This window comes from Bacteroides zhangwenhongii, from assembly GCF_009193325.2.
Taxonomy (GTDB): Bacteria; Bacteroidota; Bacteroidia; order Bacteroidales; family Bacteroidaceae; genus Bacteroides; species Bacteroides zhangwenhongii.
Genome location: NZ_CP059856.1, coordinates 3,466,639 through 3,488,336, shown reverse-complemented (window position 1 = coordinate 3,488,336; position 21,698 = coordinate 3,466,639). Strand labels below are relative to the sequence as shown.

Here is a 21,698-nt window from a genome sequence, read left to right as displayed (position 1 = left end):
AGTTATAGTTGATTGTGATGAAGAAATATAGAATTGTAGCGATTTGTATGTTTATGCTACTCATTTTGGCAGTGGGAGCGTACGGACAGCGGAAAGTGGTTAAGATATTGGCGATTGGCAATAGCTTTTCGCAAGATGCGGTGGAGCAATATTTGCATGAACTTGCAGAAGCCGAAGGCATTTCAACCATAATCGGTAATATGTATATTGGTGGTTGTTCCTTGGAACGTCATGTGAAAAATGCCCGTGACAATGCTTCTGCCTATGCCTACCGGAAAATTGGCACGGATGGAAAGAAGCGGGAAAAGAGCAAGATGTCTTTGGAAACGGTACTGGCAGATGAAGACTGGGATTATGTCAGTTTGCAACAGGCAAGTCCTTTTTCGGGAATGTATGAGACGTATGAAGCCTCTCTGCCAGAACTTATAGAATATGTAAAAGTGCGCCTTCCGAGGAAAACAAAGCTGATGTTGCACCAGACCTGGGCATATGCGTCTACTTCCAAGCATAGTGGATTTAAGAACTATAACCGTGACCAACTGACCATGTATCAGGCCATTGTCGATGCGGTGAAGAAAGCGGCTAAGGCGAATAAGGTAAAGATTATCATCCCTTCGGGCACTGCTATACAAAATGCGCGTACCTCTTTCATCGGTGATCATCTGAATAGGGATGGCTATCATCTGGATGTGAAGGTTGGACGTTATACCGCTGCCTGCACCTGGTTTGAGCGCATTTTCAAACACAATGTAGTCGGGAATCCTTATGGACCGGAAGGGTTGGATGAGGCGCGGAAAACTGTTGCTCAAAAGGCTGCCCATGCGGCTGTAAAACACCCGTATAAAGTGACTGACTTATGTTCTGTACCTTGTAGAAGAGTTGAAGCACCTTGAAAAACAACCTGTCAAGGCCGAAGAATATTCTACTGTAGGACCAAACTGTTAAAGTAGAACTGAAAGATATAGTTTTTTGCACATTCCATATTAAACACATGATTACCATGAAAAAGAAAACAGGCATTATTGGTCTTTGTATGTTCACCTGCAGCATTCTGACCTATGCACAAAGCATTACTCCCCAAGCCGAGCAACGCGCGAAGGAGATTGTATCTAAAATGACTCTGCAAGAGAAAATAGAGTATATCTCCGGATTTACGAGCTTTTCTTTGCGTGCAATTCCTCGTTTGGGAATCCCTGAAATAAGACTGGCAGATGGACCGCAGGGGATCCGCAATCATGCACCGAAAAGTACTCTTTATCCATCTGGTATTCTTTCCGCTTCTACTTGGAATCGGAGCTTGCTTTATAAATTGGGGCAGGGATTAGGGCAAGATGCAAAGTCCCGTGGAGTCAGCATTCTGTTGGGACCAGGGGTGAATATCTATCGTGCTCCCCTGTGTGGCCGCAATTTTGAATACTTTGGTGAAGACCCTTACTTGACGGGTGAAACAGCCAAACAATATATTTTGGGCGTGCAATCGGAAGGAGTGATTGCCACCATCAAGCACTTTGCCGCCAACAACCAGGAATGGAGCCGCCACCATGCGAGTTCGGACATAGACGAGCGTACTTTGCATGAGATTTATTTTCCGGCTTTCCGCAAGGCCGTACAGGAAGCCAATGTGAGTGCAGTGATGAACAGCTACAATCTCCTGAACGGTGTTCATGCCACCGAGCATAAATGGCTGAATATTGATGTCCTGCGCAATCTTTGGGGCTTCAAAGGGATCCTGATGTCTGACTGGACTTCCGTATATTCCGCCGTAGGCGCTGCCAATGCCGGACTTGACCTTGAAATGCCGAAAGGACGTTTCATGAATGCCGATAACCTCATCCCCGCCATCAAAACCGGTACAGTGACCGAAGAAACCATCAACCTTAAAGTACAGCATATCCTGCAAACGCTGATTGCTTATGGTATGCTTGATAAGGAACAGAAAGATAGCAGCATCGCAGAGGATAATCCATTCTCTCGCCAGACAGCTTTGGAGCTGGCACGCGAAGGGGTGGTATTGTTGAAGAATGAAGCAAACCTGCTTCCATTAAAAGGAAAAACAGCTGTAATGGGGCCTAATGCAGATTTGATTCCTACCGGTGGCGGCAGTGGTTTTGTCACTCCTTTTTCTACCGTTTCAGTGGCTCAAGGCTTGAAAGAACTGAAGAAAAAGAATCTGGTATTATTGACGGATGATGTGATTTATGAAAATATTGTCAATGAGTTTTATACAGATGCTAATCGTCAGGTGAAAGGCTTCAAGGCTGAATACTTTAAGAACAAGACGCTTTCGGGACAGCCGGAAGTTGTACGTACGGAGTCCTCTGTTGATTATGACTGGGGATATGGTGCACCGTTGGATGGTTTTCTCACAGATGGCTTTTCAGTCCGTTGGACGGCCTGTTATGTTCCACAGGCAGACGGTCAGTTGAAACTTCACATCGGTGGTGATGACGGTTATCGTTTGTTTGTGAACGACAAGCACATTACAGGCGACTGGGGAAATCATTCTTACTCCAGCCGTGAAGTTGAACTTCCGGTTGAGGGCGGTAAGGAATATCGTTTCCGGATTGAATTCTTTGATAATATATCTTCAGCAATTATCCGCTTCAACGCTTATAGCCTTAATGAGGCGAAACTTCGTCAAGGATTGGCGAAAGTGGACAATGTAGTGTTCTGCACAGGCTTCAACAGTAACACGGAAGGCGAAGGTTTTGACCGTCCGTTTGCTTTGCTCCGGTATCAGGAATTGTTTATCAAAAAGATTGCCTCCATGCATCCCAATGTCGTGGTTGTACTGAACGCCGGTGGCGGTGTGGATTTCACCAACTGGCATGATGCCGCAAAAGCTATTCTTATGGCCTGGTATCCGGGACAGGAAGGCGGACAGGCGATAGCTGAAATCCTGACCGGCAAGATTTCTCCAAGCGGAAAGCTACCGATTTCTATCGAAAAGAAATGGGAAGATAATCCGGTGCATGGTAGTTATTACGAGAACTTAAAGGCAGAGATTAAACGTGTAGATTATTCCGAGGGTGTCTTTGTCGGTTATCGTGGATACGACCGTTCGGGAAAAGAACCTTTCTATCCGTTTGGTTACGGATTGTCCTATACCACTTTTGCTTATAGCAATATGTCTGCGGAGAAAACGGGTGAACATCAGGTTACAGTTAGCTTTGATATAGAGAATACAGGTAAGATGGACGCCTCGGAAGTGGTGCAGGTGTATGTGCATGATATAGAATCTTCTGTTCCCCGTCCTCTGAAAGAACTGAAAGGATATGAAAAGGTATTCTTGAAGAAAGGTGAGAAGAAGCGGATTTCTGTAGTGTTAAATGAGGATGCATTTTCTTTTTATGATATGAATCAGCACCGTTTTGTAGTAGAGAAAGGAGCTTTTGAAATTCTTGTCGGCCCGGCTTCCAATCAATTACCTTTGAAAGCTACGGTTGAACTTTCCGGTTCATACTCGTTCTAATTTCCTCGTAAAGTCACATTTGACCAGTCTTAAACCAGGCTTATTTGATAAGAAAAACAAAAGAGGACAATAATAGAACCTCATCCCCCCAAAAATGGGTTATCCTGGAGAATGACAAAGGCGTAGAAAGAGAATTACTTCTCGATCTACGCCTTTATCTTTCTACGGATAGTGTGATTATTTCACTTCCCAAATATCATTAGTCATCAAAAGCTCCTCGAAATTATGGTATTTCTTTTTGCTTTTTACTTCTTCGATTTGTGCTTCTACCGCATCATTATAAGTCGGAGCGTCTACATCGCGGATGACACCAAGTGCGATGGGGAAGTCAGGGCCTTCCATCAAGGCTAGCTTTAACTGGAGTGTGTTGTCCTGGCAGTGTGCATCATGTATCAAAATATCTTTTTCTGTGATACCGTTCTCGCCTAGTTTCACTACTTTCAGCCCAAAACCTTCCTGCATTAATCCGAATTCCTTGTTTTCACCGAATAACATCGGTTTGCCATGTTCCAGATAAATCGCATTCTTGGCACGCCCTTCCTTGTTATATACGGAGTTGTGTGTACCATCATTGAAGATGACGCAGTTCTGTAAAATCTCGCAGACAGCAGTGCCCTTATGATTATAGGCAGCTTTCAATATGTCTATCGTACCGGGAGCATCTGTGGCAACAGCACGTGCGAAAAAATGTCCGCGTGCGCCAAAGCATAGTTCAGCCGGATTGAACGGGTCTTCTACGGTGCCGTAGGGAGAAGATTTGCTGACAAAACCACGCGGTGAAGTGGGTGAGTATTGTCCTTTAGTCAGACCATAGATACGGTTGTTGAGCAAGATCATGTTGATGTCGATATTGCGTCGGTTGGCATGAATGAAATGGTTACCTCCGATAGCAAGACCGTCACCGTCACCGCTTACCTGCCATACGGTTAGTTTGGGGTTAGCGACTTTGCACCCTGTCGCGATAGCGGCGGCACGACCGTGAATTGTATTCATACCGTATGTATTCATATAGTGAGGAAGGCGGCTGGAACAACCGATACCGGAAATTACTGCCGTATCCCATGGAGCGACACCGATTTCTGCCATAGCCTTGTGTAACGAAGCCAGGAAAAAGTGGTCACCACATCCCGGACACCAGCGTGGCTGTCCTTTTTTAAAGTCTTTAGCTGTATATTCGCTCATAATTTCTTGATTTTACTTGTTGATAATCTCAGTGAATGCATTGACCAGCTCATTGACAACAAAGGGCTGTCCTTTCACTTGGTTGAACTGATAAGGAACGAAACCGTCCACCTTCATACGGAGATATCCGGCAAACTGTCCCATATTTTGCTCGGCTACCACCACTTTTTTGTATTTCTTCATCAAGGCTGCCGTATTCTTTGGAAGAGGATTGATGAACTTAAAGTGTGCTAATGCTACTTTCTTGCCATTAGCACGGAGTTCGTCCATAGCGGCATGTAAATGTCCGTAAGTACCTCCGAAACCTACAATCAGCAATTCGGCATCTTCTTTGTCGCCTTCAACTTCTACGTCAGGTACTTCGATATTGGCAATTTTCTGCTGGCGTAACCGCGTCATCAAGTCATGGTTTTCCGGATCAGTTGAGATAGCTCCTGTCTTGTTGTCTTTTTCAAGACCTCCCAGTACATGAGTGAATCCTTCTGTACCCGGAACTGCCCAATAGCGAACACCTGTCTGCGGGTCCCGTTGATACGGTGTCCAGGTTTCCGACATTTCCGGACGTACGTAAGGAGGGTTGATAGCAGGATAATTAGCCAATTTAGGCAATTTCCATGCACCTGAACCATTGGCAACAAATGCGTCTGTCAACAACACGACCGGAGTCATGTGTTCCAAAGCGATCTTAGCGGCCATATAGGCTGAGTCAAAGCAGTCCGTAGGTGATGTCGCGGCAATGACAGGCATAGGGCTTTCACCGTTACGGCCGAAGAGAACTTGCAACAGATCTGTTTGTTCCGATTTGGTCGGTAGACCGGTAGCGGGGCCGCCACGTTGTACATCCAATACGACCAATGGCAATTCCATGATAACGGCCAAGTTCATGGCTTCTGATTTCAAACAGATACCAGGTCCTGAGGTGGAAGTAACAGCTAATGCACCGGCGTATGAAGCACCGATAGCAGAAGCACAACCGGCAATCTCATCTTCACATTGCACGGTGGTCACGCCCAATGATTTATGTTTTGAGAGTTCATGCAACACATCTGTTGCAGGAGTAATAGGGTAAGACCCTAAATAGAGTTTCAGTCCGGCTTTCTCTGCAGCTGCGATGAATCCGTATGCAGTCGCCTTATTTCCGGTGATATCCATATATTTCCCGGGAATGGCTGCTTTACTTTCAATCTTATATGTATGTGCTACGGAAGCGTGTGTGTTGTGTCCGTAGTCATATCCGGCACGAACTACTTTGATATTTGCTTCCGCTATTTCCGGTTTCTTGGAGAATTTCTCGCGGATAAAGTCTTCCGCTATGTTAAGGTCGCGGTTGAACAACCAGCATACCAGTCCTACGGCAAACATATTACGGCATTTCAGCATGGACTTATTATCCATTCCCGTATCTGCCAGACAGTCTTTTACCATCTGCGAGATAGGTGCTGCGATTACGTCCTGCTTGATACCCATTTCTTCAATAGGATTATCGGTGGTGAATGCCGCTTTATCTAAATCTGATTTTTGAAAGGCGTCTGTGTCGATGATGATACAGGCGGTGGATTTTGCAAATTTATATTGTGTTTTCAATGCGGCGGCATTCATAGCTACCAATACATCGCATTTGTCTCCCGGAGTATAAACCTTTTCTGCACCGATGTGTACCTGAAAACCGGAAACACCGGTTAGTGAACCTTGCGGTGCGCGGATATCTGCCGGATAGTCGGGGAATGTACTGATGTCATTGCCAATCGTAGCCGACACGGTCGAGAAGATGTTGCCGGCCAACTGCATACCGTCACCGGAGTCGCCGGAGAAACGTACTACTACCTCCTCCAATTCTTTAACCATCATTTCGTCTGCCATAACTTTAATTACTATATTTAATTTAAAAACTGTTTTTACTTTCAATTTGTGAGCGCAAAGGTCGGAAAGTTAATCGAATTATCAAAATAAAACGTACTTTATTGTCCTATTGACGCAAAATATTTGAAATATCTGGAAGGAACCTGTATTTTTATTCTTGTTAAATCAACAGAAACCGTTATCTTTGCAATCAAAATAGGAACGGCCTTGTAGTTCAACGGATAGAATAGAAGTTTCCTAAACTTTAGATAGGGGTTCGATTCCCCTCGGGGCTACTACAAAGAATCTATAGGAAGTTGTGTTGGATGCTTTCATGCTGTATCGAGTTTTAAGTTTTACAATGGCTTCTTTTAAGATGAACGTCTTATAGCTTCTATTTGTTTTAATAATCAATAGAAAAAGCCTCTTCCGAACTTCGGAAGAGGCTTTTTCTATTTCTGGAATATTTTATTCTCCCGCAGTTGTTGCTACAGTCTTTTTGTTCTTCATAAAGTTGTATGCAATCGGAGATGCAATAAACAGTGAAGATAAAGTACCGATTACAACACCGAGAATCATTGCGAATGCAAAGCTGCGGATAGAGTCACCACCGAGGATGAAGATACACAGCAATACGATCAATGTACTCAATGAAGTATTGATGGTACGAGCCAGTGTAGTGTTCAGAGAGTCATTGAACAACTGACGCTTGTCACGTTTCGGATACAATCCGAAGAACTCGCGTACACGGTCGAAGATTACCACCTTATCATTAATAGAGTAACCGATAGCCGTCAGGATAGCACCGATAAAGGTCTGGTCGATTTCCAGTGAGAATGGCAGGATACCCCAGAATAATGAATAAGCACCGATAATCATGATTGTGTCACAAGTCAATGCCGCAATAGAACCGATACTGTATGCAATGTTACGGAAACGGATCAAGATGTACAAACCGATAGCGATCAATGCCAGAACAACTGACCAGATAGCACCGGTCTTGATATCGTCTGCAATACTAGGACCTACTTTCTGTGAACTTACGATACTACCGCCTGTATGGTTATCGCGGTCAATGAAAGTAGCCAATGTAATATTCTGAGTCAACAACGGCTTCAGTGTTTCATATAAATAAGATTCGATTTCCGAGTCAACATTATTACCTCCGTCTTCGATACGGTAGTTAGTACTGATACGAACTGTTTTCTTATCTGTACCGATGGCAATAACACTAACGTTTGCATCACCGAACTTGCTTGCGATCAACTCACGTACCTGTTCCGGTTCTACCGGGTTTTCAAACTGTACCTTGAAGTTACGTCCACCTGTAAAGTCAATACTTTGACTTAGGCCGCGAATAGCGAATGAACCGATACAAACGATGATTATAGCACTAACAATAATCATGGATTTCTTGTTTGTTCCCATAAAATCGAAGTGTGTATTGGTCATCAGGTTCTTTGAGATCTTAGTGGTAAATGTCAGGTTCTGCCATTTATCTTTATTCAAGAAATGTTCGTAAACCAGACGAGTCATGAACACTGCGGTAAAGAACGATACGAGGATACCGATAATCAAAGTCGTTGCAAAACCACGGATAGGTCCTGTACCGAAATTGAACAGAATGATACCTGTAATAATAGATGTCAAGTTTGAGTCAAAGATAGCGGAGAAGGCATTAGAATAACCGTCAGCCAATGCTTTCTTCACTCCCTTGCCTGCACGAAGCTCTTCTTTGGTACGTTCATAAATCAATACGTTAGCATCCACTGCCATACCCAATGACAATACCATACCGGCAATACCGGACATCGTCAATGCAGCCTGGAAAGAAGAAAGGATACCTAATGTGAAGAAGAAGTTCAGGAACAAAGCACCGTTGGCAACCATACCCGGGATGAAACCATACATAGAGCACATATAGATCATCAACAGGACCAAAGCTACAACGAATGAGAAAATACCGGCATTGATAGATTCCTGACCCAACGACGGACCAACGATATCTTCCTGTACGATGTGAGCCGGAGCCGGCATCTTACCTGATTTCAATACGTTTGCTAAGTCTTTTGCTTGTTCAGGAGTAAAATGACCTGTAATCTGTGAACGTCCGCCTGTGATTTCTGAATTTACGTTCGGCGCAGAATATACATAATTATCAAGAACAATAGCAATAGAACGACCGATATTCTGTTTTGTCAACTGAGCCCAACGGCGTGCACCGTCAGAGTTCATTGTCATACTTACAGCCGGTTTGCTGTATTGGTCAAATTCGTCTTTAGCGTCTGTTACTACATCACCTTCCAACGGAGCTTTGCCGTTACGTTCGGTAGACTTGATCGCGTATAATTCGAATGTTTGTCCTTTCTTGTCGAACTCAGAAGGAGAAACACCCCATTTCAGACGAAGGTCTTTCGGAAGTTCTGCCTTGATTTCCGGCATAGCCAGATACTTGTTGATATCAGCAGTGTCTTTATAGTTTGCATAACCGATAACAGGACCTTGTCCGCTTGAATTCAACTGAAGCATAGACAACAGAGGATATTGTTTTTTGAGCTCTTCCATGTTTACAGAAGGCTTTTCAGAGGCTGTTGTGTCACCTTTCAGTACAGCGGCAAGGCTATCGGCGGCACTTACAGCTTTTTTCTCCACCGGAGTAGCTTCAGTGAGAACGGCAGCTTCTATTGTATCTCCATCAGCTGCTGTTTCTTCAGCTAAGATAGCGCGCAATTTGGCGTCAGCAGACTGCATGGAAGGAAGAACTTCCTTGGCTGTATAAGTTTCCCAGAATTCCAGGTTAGCAGAACCTTGGAGAAGTTTTCTCACACGTTCCGGTTCTTTGATACCCGGCAGCTCCACCATGATACGTCCCATTTTGTCTTCCAGACTTTGGATATTCGGCTGAACAACACCGAAGCGGTCGATACGGGTACGGAGTACATTGTATGAGTTCTCAACGGCAGCTTTTACTTCTGCTCTCAATACTTTTTCAACTTCAGCGTCTGTTGATTTCTGGTTAACCTTGTCTTTCAACTGTTGTGTTGCGAAGAGTTCGGAAAGTTTCGCCTCCGGAGCAGCCTTATGGTATTCTCTGATGAACAGGGTAATGATATCATCCTGACTGTTGATTGCCTGCTTTGCAGCTTCTGCCAATGCTTTGTTGAAAGCTTCGTCCGGCTTGTTGTCGGCCAGTGCTTTGATAACATCGGGTACAGAAACTTCAAGGATAACGTTCATACCACCCTTCAGGTCCAAACCTAAACTAATCTCCATCTCACGACATTGTTTCAGCGTCCAGTTACCCAGCCAGACTTTCTCGTTGGAGAGAGAGTCGAGGTAGTCTTGTTCTACTTTCGGGTCGCCGTTCGCAATTTCTTTCGCCTTGTTGGTATAGTGGCGTGTTACGAAGGAGAAGGAGAGGTAGAACACGCATACCAGCGTGAGTAATACCGCAAAAACCTTTACAAATCCTTTGTTTTGCATTTTACTTTTAATTTATGATGATTACTTTTTTAATTTAATATTCAGTTAAATTCTGTCGTATACAAGTTCTTTTTGCCGCATACAAGGCTGCAAATATAGTTTTTTTTTCACATTTATATGTAACAAGCCCTCAAATATTTGATGTTTAAGGGCTTTTTTGCAGAATTATTTCATTCCCCTGTTTTTCAGCAATGGTTCCAGACTAGGCTCTGCTCCTCGGAAATTTTTATAAAGTACCATCGGATCTTCACTGTCTCCTTTTTCCAAAACATTGTGGCGGAACAGGTCTGCGGTGGTTTTATCAAAAATTCCGTGTTCTTTGAAAGCTTCAAAAGCATCGTTGTCCAATACGTTGGCCCACAGATAACTGTAATATCCGGCAGCGTATCCACCGATGATATGATTGAAGTAAGTAACGCGGTAACGTGGTGCTATCTCAGGGATCAGATTGAGTTTGTCCATCGCTTCTTTCTCGAATGAAAGTATATCCATATTGTTTACATCTGTCACTGTGTGCAGGTTCATGTCGAGGATAGCGGCTGCCAGCAATTCGGTAGTCATGAATCCTTGATTGAAAGTCTTCTGTTGCAGTATCTTTTCGATGATTTCATCGGGGATTGCTTCTCCGGTCTGATAATGTTTGGCATACATTTTCAGTACCTCTGGTTCGGTAGCCCAATGTTCGTTGATTTGAGAAGGGAGTTCTACAAAGTCACGTACTACGTTTGTGCCGGATGTTCCCTTGTATTCACATTTTGTCAGTAAGCCGTGTAGGGCATGTCCAAATTCGTGGAACAAGGTTTCTACTTCATCCATTGTCAATAGTGATGGAGTATCGCCTACCGGTTTGGTGAAACTGCAAACGTTGCACACTAACGGACGGGTTGCTCCTTGCTGCTCACGGTAATTACTCATCCAGGCACCTCCGCTTTTTCCGGCACGTGGAAAATAGTCCACATAGAAAATACCGAGTTGAGAGCCGTCAGCGTCTTTCACTTCAAACACCTCAACATCCGGATGATAGGTCGGAATTCCTGTCAGCTTGTTGAAAGTGATACCATATAGCTTGTTGGCTACGGCAAAAGCACCTTCACGTACATTTTCCAATTTAAAATAGGGCTTTGTCTCCTCTTCGGACAGATTATATTTCTCTTTTCGTAGCTTTTCGGTATAGTACCACCAGTCCCATGCCTCCAACTTTTCGCCTTTACCTTCCTTGTCCATCAGCTTTTGAAGCTCGGCAGCCTCTTCTTTGGCTTTAGGCAGTGCATAGCTCCAAAGATTGTTCAAAAGATCCATTACGTTCGTCGCGTTTTTAGCCATCGTCTCATCCAACACGAAATTTGCGTAACAGTCGAAACCTAACAATTTAGCTTTTTCCAGACGGAGAGAAACGATTTTGCGGATGTTCTCTTTGTTGTCGTTCTCATTGTTATTATTTCCCCGATTGATATACGCTTTGTATATTTGTTCCCGAAGCGGGCGATTCTCAGCATATTGCAGGAATGGCAGACGGCTGGCGTTATGCAGGGTAAATAACCATTTGTCCGGTTGCCCGGCTGCTTTTGCTTCTTCAGCTGCACTTTGACGGAACCATTCGGGCAATCCTGCTAAGTCCTCTTCTTTCTCGACGAAGAGCTGGTACGCATTATTCTCGTTCAGTACATTATTGCTGAATGTGATACCGAGTGTGGACAGTTCTTTGTTTATTTCACGCAAACGTGTCTGTTTTTCTGCGCTAAGATTGGCGCCTGAACGGACAAACTGTTTGTAGGTCTTGTCCAGCAGGCGTTTCTGCTCTGTGGTCAGATTCAGGGAATCTTTTTGTTGGTAGACATCGTTTACACGCTTGAAAAGTTTCTTATTCAAGGATATATTGTCTTCATGTTCCGAAAGAACCGGAGCCAGCTTGATGGATAGCGCAGTTAATGAGTCGGTCGTTTCAGCATCTGTCATATTGAAGAAAATAGCGCTTACCCGATCCAGGATTGGTGCACTGTTATCCAATGCCACGATGGTATTTTCGAATGTAGGGATTTCCGGACTTTCGATGATAGCTTCGATATTTTGATTTTGTTCCTCGATACCTTTCAGGAAGGCAGGCTCATAATGTTCCAATTTGATTTTGTCAAAGGAAGGAACGCCATACTCGGTTTGGAACTCTGCAAAGAAAGGATTACTTTCTGTTTTTGTAGCACAGGAGTACATCATACAACTTACTGCTAAAAGGGTTAATGTCTTTTTAATCATCATTATGTGTTTTATAATATAGAATTTTCCGTTTTTATCGTTTGCTGATATAACACCAAATCGGATAGTGGTCCGAAGCCTTAATAGAACGGTCTACAGTGCAATTATAGGCTTTCAGGTCGGGACTAATCAGGATATTGTCGATTCGGAAGTAGAACTTGTTCTGGTTATAGGAGATTCCCAATCCTTTACCGGACTGTGTGAAAGCGTCATCCAGTTCTTGAGTGAGAACCCGGTGGGTATACGAAATAGAACCGTCGTTGAAATCTCCACATACAATCATTGTAGGATAATGGCTTTCTGTAATAATTCTCGCTACGGAATCTGCTTGAGAGGCACGGATAGCCGATGCTTCCCCTAGTTTTCGAATTAGTTGGCGGAGTCCGGTCTTTACTTTTTTAGCATTCGGATCTTTTATCATATCTTCATAGATCCCTCTGTCTTCTTTGGTGAGCTTGTTGGATTCCAAGTGATTGTTGATTAATGTAATAGTGTCATTATTTACATTCAGCACATATTTCATAGAACCGTTATAATCACTTTTATACTCAATAAGTTGTGACGAGAGTATCGGGAATTTGGAGAAACAGGCAAGCTGCACATCTCCTTTCCTTTGTTGGCGAATGGATTGATAGGGATACGCTTTTAACGCTTTCTTTACATCCTGCTCCGTTACGAACTTCTTATTGCCGGCTGTGTTGTATTCTTGCAGGCAGATAATGTCTGCATTGCTGTTTTTCAGATAAGATAAAATCGGATTCTTCCCATCTTTCTTCTTCAGATTACTAAAGCTCATTACATTGTAAGACAGAACTTTGATACTTCCTTCCGGTATTGTCCGGGTAGTAGAGTTGAAAGGAATATAAGTCCGTATTTGCGGAAAGCAAATCAGAAAACCGATGACGGGTAGTAGTGCATATCTGTAATTGACAAATACCCAAAGAAACAGGAAAAATAGATTGATAATCAGGAATATTGGAAATGCAAGTCCGAGACAGGAAACTAACGGATTGACTTTGGGGCTGAGATAGGGGCTATAAGCGCTTAATATCAGCGTTCCCACGAAGAATGCGTTGATAGCCAGTATCAGATATGCGACAATTTTGCCAATGTGTTCCATTCTTTTATCTTTTGCTTGCGTCAAACAAGCTTTTCTTTTCTTCTGTCGTCAGACTGTCGTAACCGGATTTTTTCAGCTTTTCCAGAATACGGTCCACTTCGTCAGATTGTGCTTTTTTATGGGCATTATAATCATAATCTTTCCGTCGTTCGGTAGCATTGCTGCCATAGTGTACTTTCATTTTAGGTTTGCGTTCCCATGTTTTCTTTTGGAAAAGAGAGATGAAACCATCCAGAATCCAATTTATCCAGAAAGTTAAGTCAATTCCCTTACTCAGACTGGCTGCAAACCAGAGCCCGGCAAGAGCACCTCCTAGGTGGGCAATGTGTCCTCCGGCATTACTTGAGGTAATGGACAGTACGTCAATTCCGATAACGACCAGTGCGAGATATTTAAGACGGACAGCACCGAAAAGAAGAAGTTGCACCCTATAGTTGGGCTCACGATAGGCTGTAGCCGCTACGATAGCCAGTACGGAAGCGGAAGCCCCGACTAACGTTGCTCCGGGTACTTGTGAACTGAATAAAGGAAATACGTTGTAGGCGACCATATAAAGCAAACCTCCGCAGATACTTCCCAATATATATAGCCCTCTTAAATGCTTTGCCGAGAAAAAATAAAGGAATAAACTCCCGAACCAGTATAGCCAAAGCATATTGAATAGAATGTGCAGAATGCCGGCATGCATAAACATATAGGTAAACAACGACCACGGTTGATGGATAAACCCGACAAAAGAGGCCGGTAAAGCGAATATGTTGAATATATCGGGAGTGTTGACTTCAAACAGTCGTAGAAAAACATGAATCAATGTGCCGATCACAAAGATACCGACATTGATATAAATCAGTTGGATAAAAATGTTTCCTCTTCTGAATGTTTCCTTCAAATCAGCTATAATATGTCCCATTGTTATTACTTTTTTTTCTCCAATACAAAATCAGTATCAGACCGAACAACATTCCGCCTAAATGGGCGAAGTGGGCGACGTTGTCTCCTATGTTGTTGGCAAGTCCTGACCATAACTCAATTGCGGCATATCCGATTACGAAAAATTTGGCTTTGATCGGAAAAGGTAGCGGGAAGATAAACAACCGATTATCGGGAAACAGCATACCGAATGCCAGCAATATGGCATAGACAGCTCCTGAAGCACCTACGGTAGTCATCATGTTCAGATACTCTTCCATGGGAATAATACCGGTACCTATATTTACTTGTGAATATTGGCTGAGTTCTGTTGCATATTGAATATATTGTACTCCTTCTTGGATAACTCCCGCACCGATACCACAAAGGATATAATAGAACAGAAAACGTCTGGGTCCCCATGTTTGTTCGAGAATCGGACCGAACATGAAAACGGCGAACATATTAAAGAAAATATGGCTGAATCCGCCATGCATGAACATATAAGTAATAAGCTGCGCCGGATTGAAGTCACTTGCGAGGAAAAAATGTAATCCCAGATAATTAGTCAGATCTACTCCATAGCGTTGTGCTACGAATGTACCGAAAAACATTAGTACATTGATAATTATCAGGTTTTTAGTTACAGTTGGCATCATTTTTTTATTCTGAATATTATGATAATAGATGCAAAAGTACGAATAAATTCTGTTTTAAAGCATGAAAAGTGCTTCCTATTAGCTCTTTTTCAATAATTTGCTGCGTTTTTTTTATGTTTTTATTTGATATGTTGTTTTGTTCGGCTATATTTGTGGAATTAATCCATTGTGGGAGAATCTTTTGTTATATATATTAATTAATCATTTTACGTATTATGAATAAGTCTGATCTTATTAATGCAATGGCTGCCGAAGCTCAAATGAGCAAAGCCGATGCAAAAAAGGCACTTGATGCTTTCGTCACTTCAGTTACTAATGCCATGAAAGCCGGTGAGAAAGTATCTCTCGTTGGTTTTGGAACTTTCTCTGTAAGCGAAAGAGCTGAAAGAACAGGTATTAACCCTTCTACAAAAGCAACTATTACTATTCCCGCTAAGAAAGTAGCTAAATTTAAAGCCGGTGCTGAATTATCCGCAGCTGTTGAATAAGATAGATAGTTGAAAGAAATTAAAAAAGGTGTCCTTTAAAAGACACCTTTTTTAATTATCAATAAGTAGGCTATGGTTATTTCCCAATAATTCCTGCCCAACTATCCGTAAAGCGGAAATTACCTATATTTCCTGCGTAATTATTGCGATTCTTTAGCATTATTCCTTTTATTCCGGCCTTCAAAGCCCCCTCTTCAGTAGCTACCGCATCCGGTGTGGGCTCTTTATCCTTCAGTTCCGGGTCGACAAATAATGAAGCTTGATTCTGTGCGAAATCAATTTTTAATACAATTAGGTGTGTGGCATTCAGGTCATACGTCTTAGGAGAAGAAGCACGTTGTTTGTGTATACCCACTCCGAATTTAAGTTTGCTGCCTTGGTTGGAAGCAAAAACGAATCCACGACTTGTTCCGGCAGCGTGATTGGTACTTGTAGAAATAAAATCCATATTACCTTTTGCCTTGAATTTGGAGAAGTTTACCAGGAATGACACATAATAAGTTCCGGTAGAATACGCTCTTCCTAATTCCAAGCCGTAGATACTGGGGCGGAAGGTTGCGTCTTCGGGTAGTCCGCCCCAAATAATCGACAGTCCTTTCTCATTGTATCCTTTGTAAGACAGTTCTTTGCCTGCTACGGGACTCTCACCTATATAAGGTGCTTTCTCATTGAATACAGCACTCCATACATCTTTATTAAGAGGTGCTTTCTTGGCTGTGTAGGCTGCCTTTTCGATAGGTTCCCCTTCTTTGCATCCGTTGAGGAAATTGTTTCTCAATACTTGCGCATTGCTTAATGAAGCTGTGGCAACTAATGCCAGTGTTAATAGTACTTTTCTCATGGCTATTTCTGTTATTAATTAAAATTTATGTTGTTAATTCATTCAGTTATAATTTTTTAGTGACGGAAATCAAACCAAAGTTTCATGCGTAATCCGTCGTCTCCCGATTTGATGCGAATGCTGCTCGGCTGACTTTTCGGACCATGTTCTGCTATTGATTTGAAAGAACGTATGGCGGGAATATCATAAAGGAAGGAAAGATCGCCTTCCGGAAAACTATGCATACTGTTTTCCCCATCTCTTCGATGTATCGGTTCTTCCGGAGTGAATACCCGGAAATATAGCCCGTCTGTTTCCGAATAAACGGTGAAAGGTGCTTTATCCGATTGTAGGGTTGCCCAATATAGATTGCCATGATATCCTTTAAATTCAGGATATATTAGTTTCTCGAAACTTTCTCCGGTAATGGTATTGTTATATTCTTTCTCCCATATATTGTAATTAGTTCCTTTAATCCGGTTTTTCCAGACACGATACGGACCGCGTCCCATCCAGCGCATTCCTTTTACTTCTTTTTCCGGAAATGAAAAACTGAGTCCCAAATAATAGATGTTTTTATCAAAGAATTCTCCTTTGTATCCACCTCCGTTACCACGATTCAACATACGAGCATCCATGCCTAGTAAACCGTCTGCTGTCATACGCCAGACGATGGAATCAATGGCCCCTGTATATTTAACAACGAAAAGTGCATCTTTACCTTCCATGTGGGACTCTCCTTTTTTGAAATCGGCTTTTATGCCTACGGGTAACGGACCGTTATTTAATGGAATGACTTGACCATTGCATTTTACCTTAGTCAATGCTCCGTCTTTACCGCTGAAGGTTACTGAAATTCCGTTTGCGGAAAGAATGATATCTTCATTTTCTTTTCTAATTTCTGCAGGTTTTGCAGGGGTGCTTTGTGTACGTTGGCTTTTAAAATATTCATCGGCATATTTCACCGGCCATGTCCAGGTGCAAATAGACTTCCCGTTTCTATCGTAAGCTTCCAGTTCCAATACATCACCTTGAAAAAAATTATCCGGTAGTTTCATGCGTGCTTTCCCTGTTTCTCCCGGATCAATAGGCGGTAGGCTGACCGTCCCTTCATTCAGTAATGAACGCTGACCTCCCTTTAGTGGAGAAGGAGTAGCATACAGGCGGTATCTCATGCTACATTCTTTCAAATTGGTGAACAGATAAGTATTACTTACCGCAAATTCTCCTTTGAAAGAAGGGGTGATAAACATATTTTTGAATTGAATGGGAGCCCATACTTCGCGGACTGTGTAGAAGCTACCTTCTTTTTCCCTTCTGGGACCTACAATACCATCAGGACCGTTCGGCCCGTCTGAGTCGAGAATTCCTCCCTTGTCACTACGTGCAACGGCTTCATCCATAAAAGTCCATAAGAAACCACCGGCAAATAACGGATTGGAAGTATAATTGCTCCAATAATCTTCCAACCCCGCGCCCAGTCCTTTGTCATACTGTCCATGCAGGAACTCTGTCGGCATGAAAACGTTGTATCCATTGGCGAGACGTGCCGTTCCCGTTTGGTATGCAGGGTAATGATGAGTGTCCAGTTGGTTGAAATCTGCCCACGGATGAATTACATGCCGCTTTTGTGGGTCATAATCGGCAAAACGGGTATCCAGTTTCTTATTCCATCCTCCTTCATTGCCGTTGCTCCATAAGAAGATGCAGGGATGGTTCACGTCATGAGCCATCATCTCTTTTAGTAGTTTCTCTCCCACTTTCTCATCATATCTTCCATGCCAACCGGGAAACTCTTCCAGGTAGAAGATTCCCAAAGAGTCGCATACATCCAAGAAATGCTTGTCAGGTGGATAATGTGAGCGGACCGCGTTCATATTCATCTCTTTGATTAGCAGTGCATCTTGCAGGCTGATTTCTTTGTTTGTTGTACGTCCTCCATCGGGATGGAAACTATGACGGTTGACGCCTTTCATTACTACTTTTGTTCCATTGATATAAATCCCGTCTTTAGGGCGGAACTCAACGGTACGGAATCCGATTCGTTCTTCGTGTATATGTACAAGTCTTTTTTGATTGTCGAGCAGTTCCAATCGGAGCAGATAAAGGTTGGGATGTTCACAATCCCAGGTGCGGATACCTTCCCAGTCAGTCGAGATGGTTTGTACATTCCCGCTATCCAAAGTAGTTGTTTGCCTTCCGATGGACTTGTTTTCTCCTACCGGAGTCAGTGAAGTTGCCAGAGAATACCCCTTTGGTAGATTATTCATATGAACTTCTGTTGATAACTTGCCATCGGCTGTTGCATTCACGGCAATACGTTCGATATGTATCTTAGGTATGGCTTTCAGATAAACCGGACGGTAGATACCACCGAACAGCCACCAATCGGCCCGGCGTTCCGCCGCATTCACCGATTTATTGGCAGACTCTTTCCATACTTTTACTTCCAGTTCATTACTTTTACCGAACTTGAGTTTGTCGGTAATGTCATAATTAAAACTGATGAAACCGCCTTGATGAATATCTCCCGCAAGTTTGTTGTTAATCTTCACTTCCGTATCAGTCATTACTCCTTCGAAAACAATGCTGACCTGCTTATCTTTCCAGTCAGCGGGAACTTTGAATTTATAACGGTAGAGCCCCGTTTCATCACTTGGCTTGGCTCCCTTTACCAGATAGAAACGGCCGAATGTATATTCCCCGAAACCTTGCAGTTCCCACTGTGAAGGAACTTCTATCTTACTCCATTTACCACTGTTCATGCCTTCGGAACAATAAAAATCCCAAGTCACGGTGTTTCCCAGTCCGGTGCCGGACAAGTATAGTGTTTCTGTGTTCTGCGCGTTTGTCACAGTCGCACATAAGCAACTGGCTCCGATAAAAAATTGTTTTATTCTTTTTATTATCATATCAGATATGTCGGATATAAATTATTTATTCCCTTCGATAGGGAACACATAAAATTTACGGTTCGGCTTAAAGTCGAGCATCCATTGGTCTATTACGACGTGCTTGTCCAACGCTTTGATTGTCAGCGTGTGCTTGCCTTTTTTAAGTGAATGCTTAGTCTCCTTGACGGCTTGCCCACGCAGTACATTACGTTTCCATGTCTCCGTACGTCCCTTTTCTCGGAAAGAAAGCACCTGCGGTTTTCCTCCGTCTATGCTGACACTGAAGCGGATATCTCCTTTGTCATTCGGTTGGGTCGGTATGACGGCAGTACGTAACAATGCCTCTCCTTCCCACGGACAGTCAAATTCAAATGTCAGTGAGCCGCCTTTAGGCAGGGCAACAGCGTTCATACTGTGTCCAAGTGCTTGAATAGGCGTAGCTCCTTCCGATGCTTGGGTATAATTGCAAGCATTGTAACTGATACATTTATCTGTTTTAACCTTGCGGGAAGATGTTTTCTTTGGACCTTCAGCCAAGTATTTATCTACTTCTTTATCGGTCAATCCTATAGGAAGAGTAGGCGGATAGAACACATACAAATCCCGCGGGTAGAAACACATGGAATGTTTCCATTTACCGTTCGCCATCTCATTGTTATAGTAATCAGTCAGTTCCTTGATTTCCTGATAAGCTTTTGTGCTTCTGGCACAGGCTGATAACATAGCCTTGTCACGTCCCCAAAGAGATTCATCACACTGTCCGGTAGAGTAGGAACGGGCGCGTTGTGCTTCCAGCATTTTGGTACTCATGGCGGCGGCAGCAAATACCTGATATTTGATATGTGAGAAGAAAGCGTCTTTTCGTTCGGGTGCAATCAGGGCTTCTGCTTCGGTAACAGTCTTTTTGATTGCTTCGTACGAATCCAGATAACGGTCTAGCTCTCCGCCGAATTCAGTCAGGCTGAATTCGGTATCAATCACTTGTGAACGCCCTCTGGGGTACTTTCTTTTATCTAATTCTACTTGTGTCCATCCCATGTGTTCCGGTTTACGGATACCACATAAGCGGTAGAACTCATGCATGGCAGGGAACAGTTTCTTTCCGGCCTGTTCGCCAAATTCCCGGCAGAGCCATTTTTCCTGGTGTGCGTTTAAGGTAGAAGGACCTACGGAATTGATGTCCCAGGCCATATCCAGAAACAGTTCGAGATTATAAGCCGACGGTTTCAGATCGTGCACATTGACTATCCATATACGACGGGCATTATGGTCGTATGCCTGCTTCATCTCATTATAGATAAGTCCCGGCTGAGTGGTGCACAGCCACATATAATCATGTGGACGTCCCCAGTAGCTTAGATGATAATAAACACCGCCACCACCGCTTCGTTTTTGCTGTTCTTCATCGCTGAGGCGTGTCATGTATCCGTAATTATCGTCACACCACATAAGTGTAACATCCTCAGGGACTTGCAAACCGTTTTCCATGATCTGCAATACTTCTTTATAAGGAACAAACACCTGCGGAACTTTTGTAACGTCCGGATTAGTATATTTAGCCAACAATTTACGCTGGTCGTTAATGACCTGCTGAAGAGCGCTGACTTTTTCATCCATAGTCTTTACCCCCTCCATGTGTCCGTCATGAATACCTCGCATACCGATCGTATACATATTCTCATATTTCCCGGCTTCTTTCAGCCGTTCTATCCAGTAAGCCTGTACGGAATCACGATTGGTAATGTAATTGTAGGCTCCACGTCGTTTTACACTCCATTCTCCTACATTGTTGCGCATTAAAGGTTCACAATGCGAGGTACCGATAGCAATGCCGCAACTGTCGGCCACTTCCTTTGCACCGGGCACGAAGTAGAAAGGAGTGGTGATGCCATGCATACCCGGCCAAATCGCATTGGCGCGCAACCGCAACAGTAATTTGAAGATCTCTTTGTAAGTACGGGCTCCGATACGTCCTTTGATGTTGGAAGGTTCGAACGTTTTCCAACTCCAGGGTTGTAAAGACCAGTCTTCATCATTCAGGAAAATGCCGCGATATTCGACAGACGGACTCTGAAAAGTCTGAAACGTATCGGCTACAGCGAGCCGGTTCTGCTTTCCCGGAGTGACATCTCCCCACCATACCCAAGGTGATACGCCTGCCAGACGTGACAATTCCAATATTCCATAAGCAGTTCCTCTGCCGTCGCTACCTATAACAAAAAGCTGTTTTCCCGTAGAGCTTCCGGCCACTGCCATATAAAAACCGTCCTTTTTAGCGGCAATTTCATCAATGGGGATATTTAGTCCGCGTAATTCCTTCTGTTGTTTTTTATCCGCTTTGTCCAACTGTATAATGCGGATTGTTGCTTGGGATGCAGGACTTTGTTTGGGTGATAAACCTGTCACCTGTTTCATGTCCTCCGTGAACATGTCAATAGCTATTTTTACAACTGGGGCGGTAGACTGGGGCATGGCGTATGATATAGCCTGTTTTCCATTGTACCAAACGAAGTCGTTACTGCGTACAATCTGACTACATACGAAAACGATGATTAGTAAGAAAGAACGTAAAAGCATGATAT

Annotated in this window: 13 protein-coding genes and 1 tRNA gene; 4 read left to right on the top strand and 10 right to left on the bottom strand. The window is 43.3% G+C overall.

Features of this window, described 5'->3' with window-relative positions; all coding sequences use genetic code 11:
• Positions 1-17: 17 nt before the first annotated feature.
• Entirely contained in the window at positions 18-893 is an 876-nt protein-coding gene (locus GD630_RS14055; RefSeq protein ID WP_143866218.1) for a DUF4886 domain-containing protein, read from the top strand.
• Positions 894-1,000: 107 nt separating this feature from the next.
• On the top strand, positions 1,001-3,472 hold the full coding sequence (locus tag GD630_RS14050; protein ID WP_143866217.1) for a beta-glucosidase: 2,472 nt from the start codon (positions 1,001-1,003) through the stop codon (positions 3,470-3,472).
• Positions 3,473-3,649: 177 nt separating this feature from the next.
• On the opposite strand, the gene GD630_RS14045 is transcribed toward GD630_RS14050, so the two are convergent.
• Complete coding sequence (locus GD630_RS14045) at positions 3,650-4,654, bottom strand: 2-oxoacid:ferredoxin oxidoreductase subunit beta (RefSeq protein WP_143866215.1); 1,005 nt, start codon at positions 4,652-4,654, stop codon at positions 3,650-3,652.
• A 12-nt stretch (positions 4,655-4,666) separates the two neighbouring features.
• Positions 4,667-6,514 carry a 2-oxoacid:acceptor oxidoreductase subunit alpha gene (locus GD630_RS14040; RefSeq protein WP_143866214.1) on the bottom strand — a complete coding sequence of 616 codons (1,848 nt, stop codon included), beginning with the start codon at positions 6,512-6,514 and terminating at the stop codon, positions 4,667-4,669.
• A gap of 203 nt (positions 6,515-6,717) precedes the next feature.
• On the opposite strand from GD630_RS14040, the gene GD630_RS14035 reads away from it, so the two are divergent.
• Positions 6,718-6,789: transfer RNA gene (locus tag GD630_RS14035), tRNA-Arg, on the top strand.
• A gap of 172 nt (positions 6,790-6,961) precedes the next feature.
• Here the strand turns inward: GD630_RS14035 and secDF are convergent.
• The 5 genes from secDF to GD630_RS14010 all read right to left on the bottom strand — a co-directional run bounded on the left by secDF (position 6,962) and on the right by GD630_RS14010 (position 14,911).
• Positions 6,962-9,976 (bottom strand): protein translocase subunit SecDF, encoded by a 3,015-nt coding sequence (secDF, locus tag GD630_RS14030; protein ID WP_143866211.1) that lies wholly within the window; start codon positions 9,974-9,976, stop codon positions 6,962-6,964.
• 165 nt (positions 9,977-10,141) lie between these two features.
• Complete coding sequence (locus GD630_RS14025; protein WP_394368235.1) at positions 10,142-12,229, bottom strand: M3 family metallopeptidase; 2,088 nt, start codon at positions 12,227-12,229, stop codon at positions 10,142-10,144.
• Positions 12,230-12,260: 31 nt separating this feature from the next.
• Positions 12,261-13,346, bottom strand: coding sequence for an endonuclease/exonuclease/phosphatase family protein (locus tag GD630_RS14020; protein ID WP_143866209.1), 1,086 nt, complete (start codon positions 13,344-13,346; stop codon positions 12,261-12,263).
• A gap of 4 nt (positions 13,347-13,350) precedes the next feature.
• Positions 13,351-14,256: a rhomboid family protein gene (locus tag GD630_RS14015; RefSeq protein ID WP_143866207.1), complete on the bottom strand. Its 906-nt coding sequence runs from the start codon at positions 14,254-14,256 to the stop codon at positions 13,351-13,353.
• Entirely contained in the window at positions 14,237-14,911 is a 675-nt protein-coding gene (locus tag GD630_RS14010) for a rhomboid family intramembrane serine protease (protein ID WP_007762035.1), read from the bottom strand. Before GD630_RS14010 ends, GD630_RS14015 begins: the two co-directional genes overlap by 20 nt.
• A gap of 218 nt (positions 14,912-15,129) precedes the next feature.
• On the opposite strand from GD630_RS14010, the gene GD630_RS14005 reads away from it, so the two are divergent.
• The gene (locus tag GD630_RS14005; protein ID WP_007762033.1) at positions 15,130-15,402 is read left to right on the top strand and encodes an HU family DNA-binding protein; all 273 of its coding nucleotides are present in this window, start codon (positions 15,130-15,132) and stop codon (positions 15,400-15,402) included.
• A gap of 76 nt (positions 15,403-15,478) precedes the next feature.
• Here GD630_RS14005 and GD630_RS14000 read toward each other — a convergent pair whose 3' ends face one another.
• The 3 genes from GD630_RS14000 to GD630_RS13990 are packed head-to-tail and all read right to left on the bottom strand — an operon-like array spanning position 15,479 to position 21,693.
• On the bottom strand, positions 15,479-16,243 hold the full coding sequence (locus tag GD630_RS14000) for a hypothetical protein (protein WP_143866205.1): 765 nt from the start codon (positions 16,241-16,243) through the stop codon (positions 15,479-15,481).
• 56 nt (positions 16,244-16,299) lie between these two features.
• Positions 16,300-19,134: an exo-beta-1,4-galactosidase gene (locus tag GD630_RS13995; protein ID WP_238482919.1), complete on the bottom strand. Its 2,835-nt coding sequence runs from the start codon at positions 19,132-19,134 to the stop codon at positions 16,300-16,302.
• A 21-nt stretch (positions 19,135-19,155) separates the two neighbouring features.
• A complete protein-coding gene (locus tag GD630_RS13990; RefSeq protein ID WP_143866203.1) occupies positions 19,156-21,693 on the bottom strand; it encodes a glycosyl hydrolase 115 family protein in 2,538 nt (845 codons plus the stop codon).
• Between the last annotated feature and the right edge of the window lie 5 nt (positions 21,694-21,698).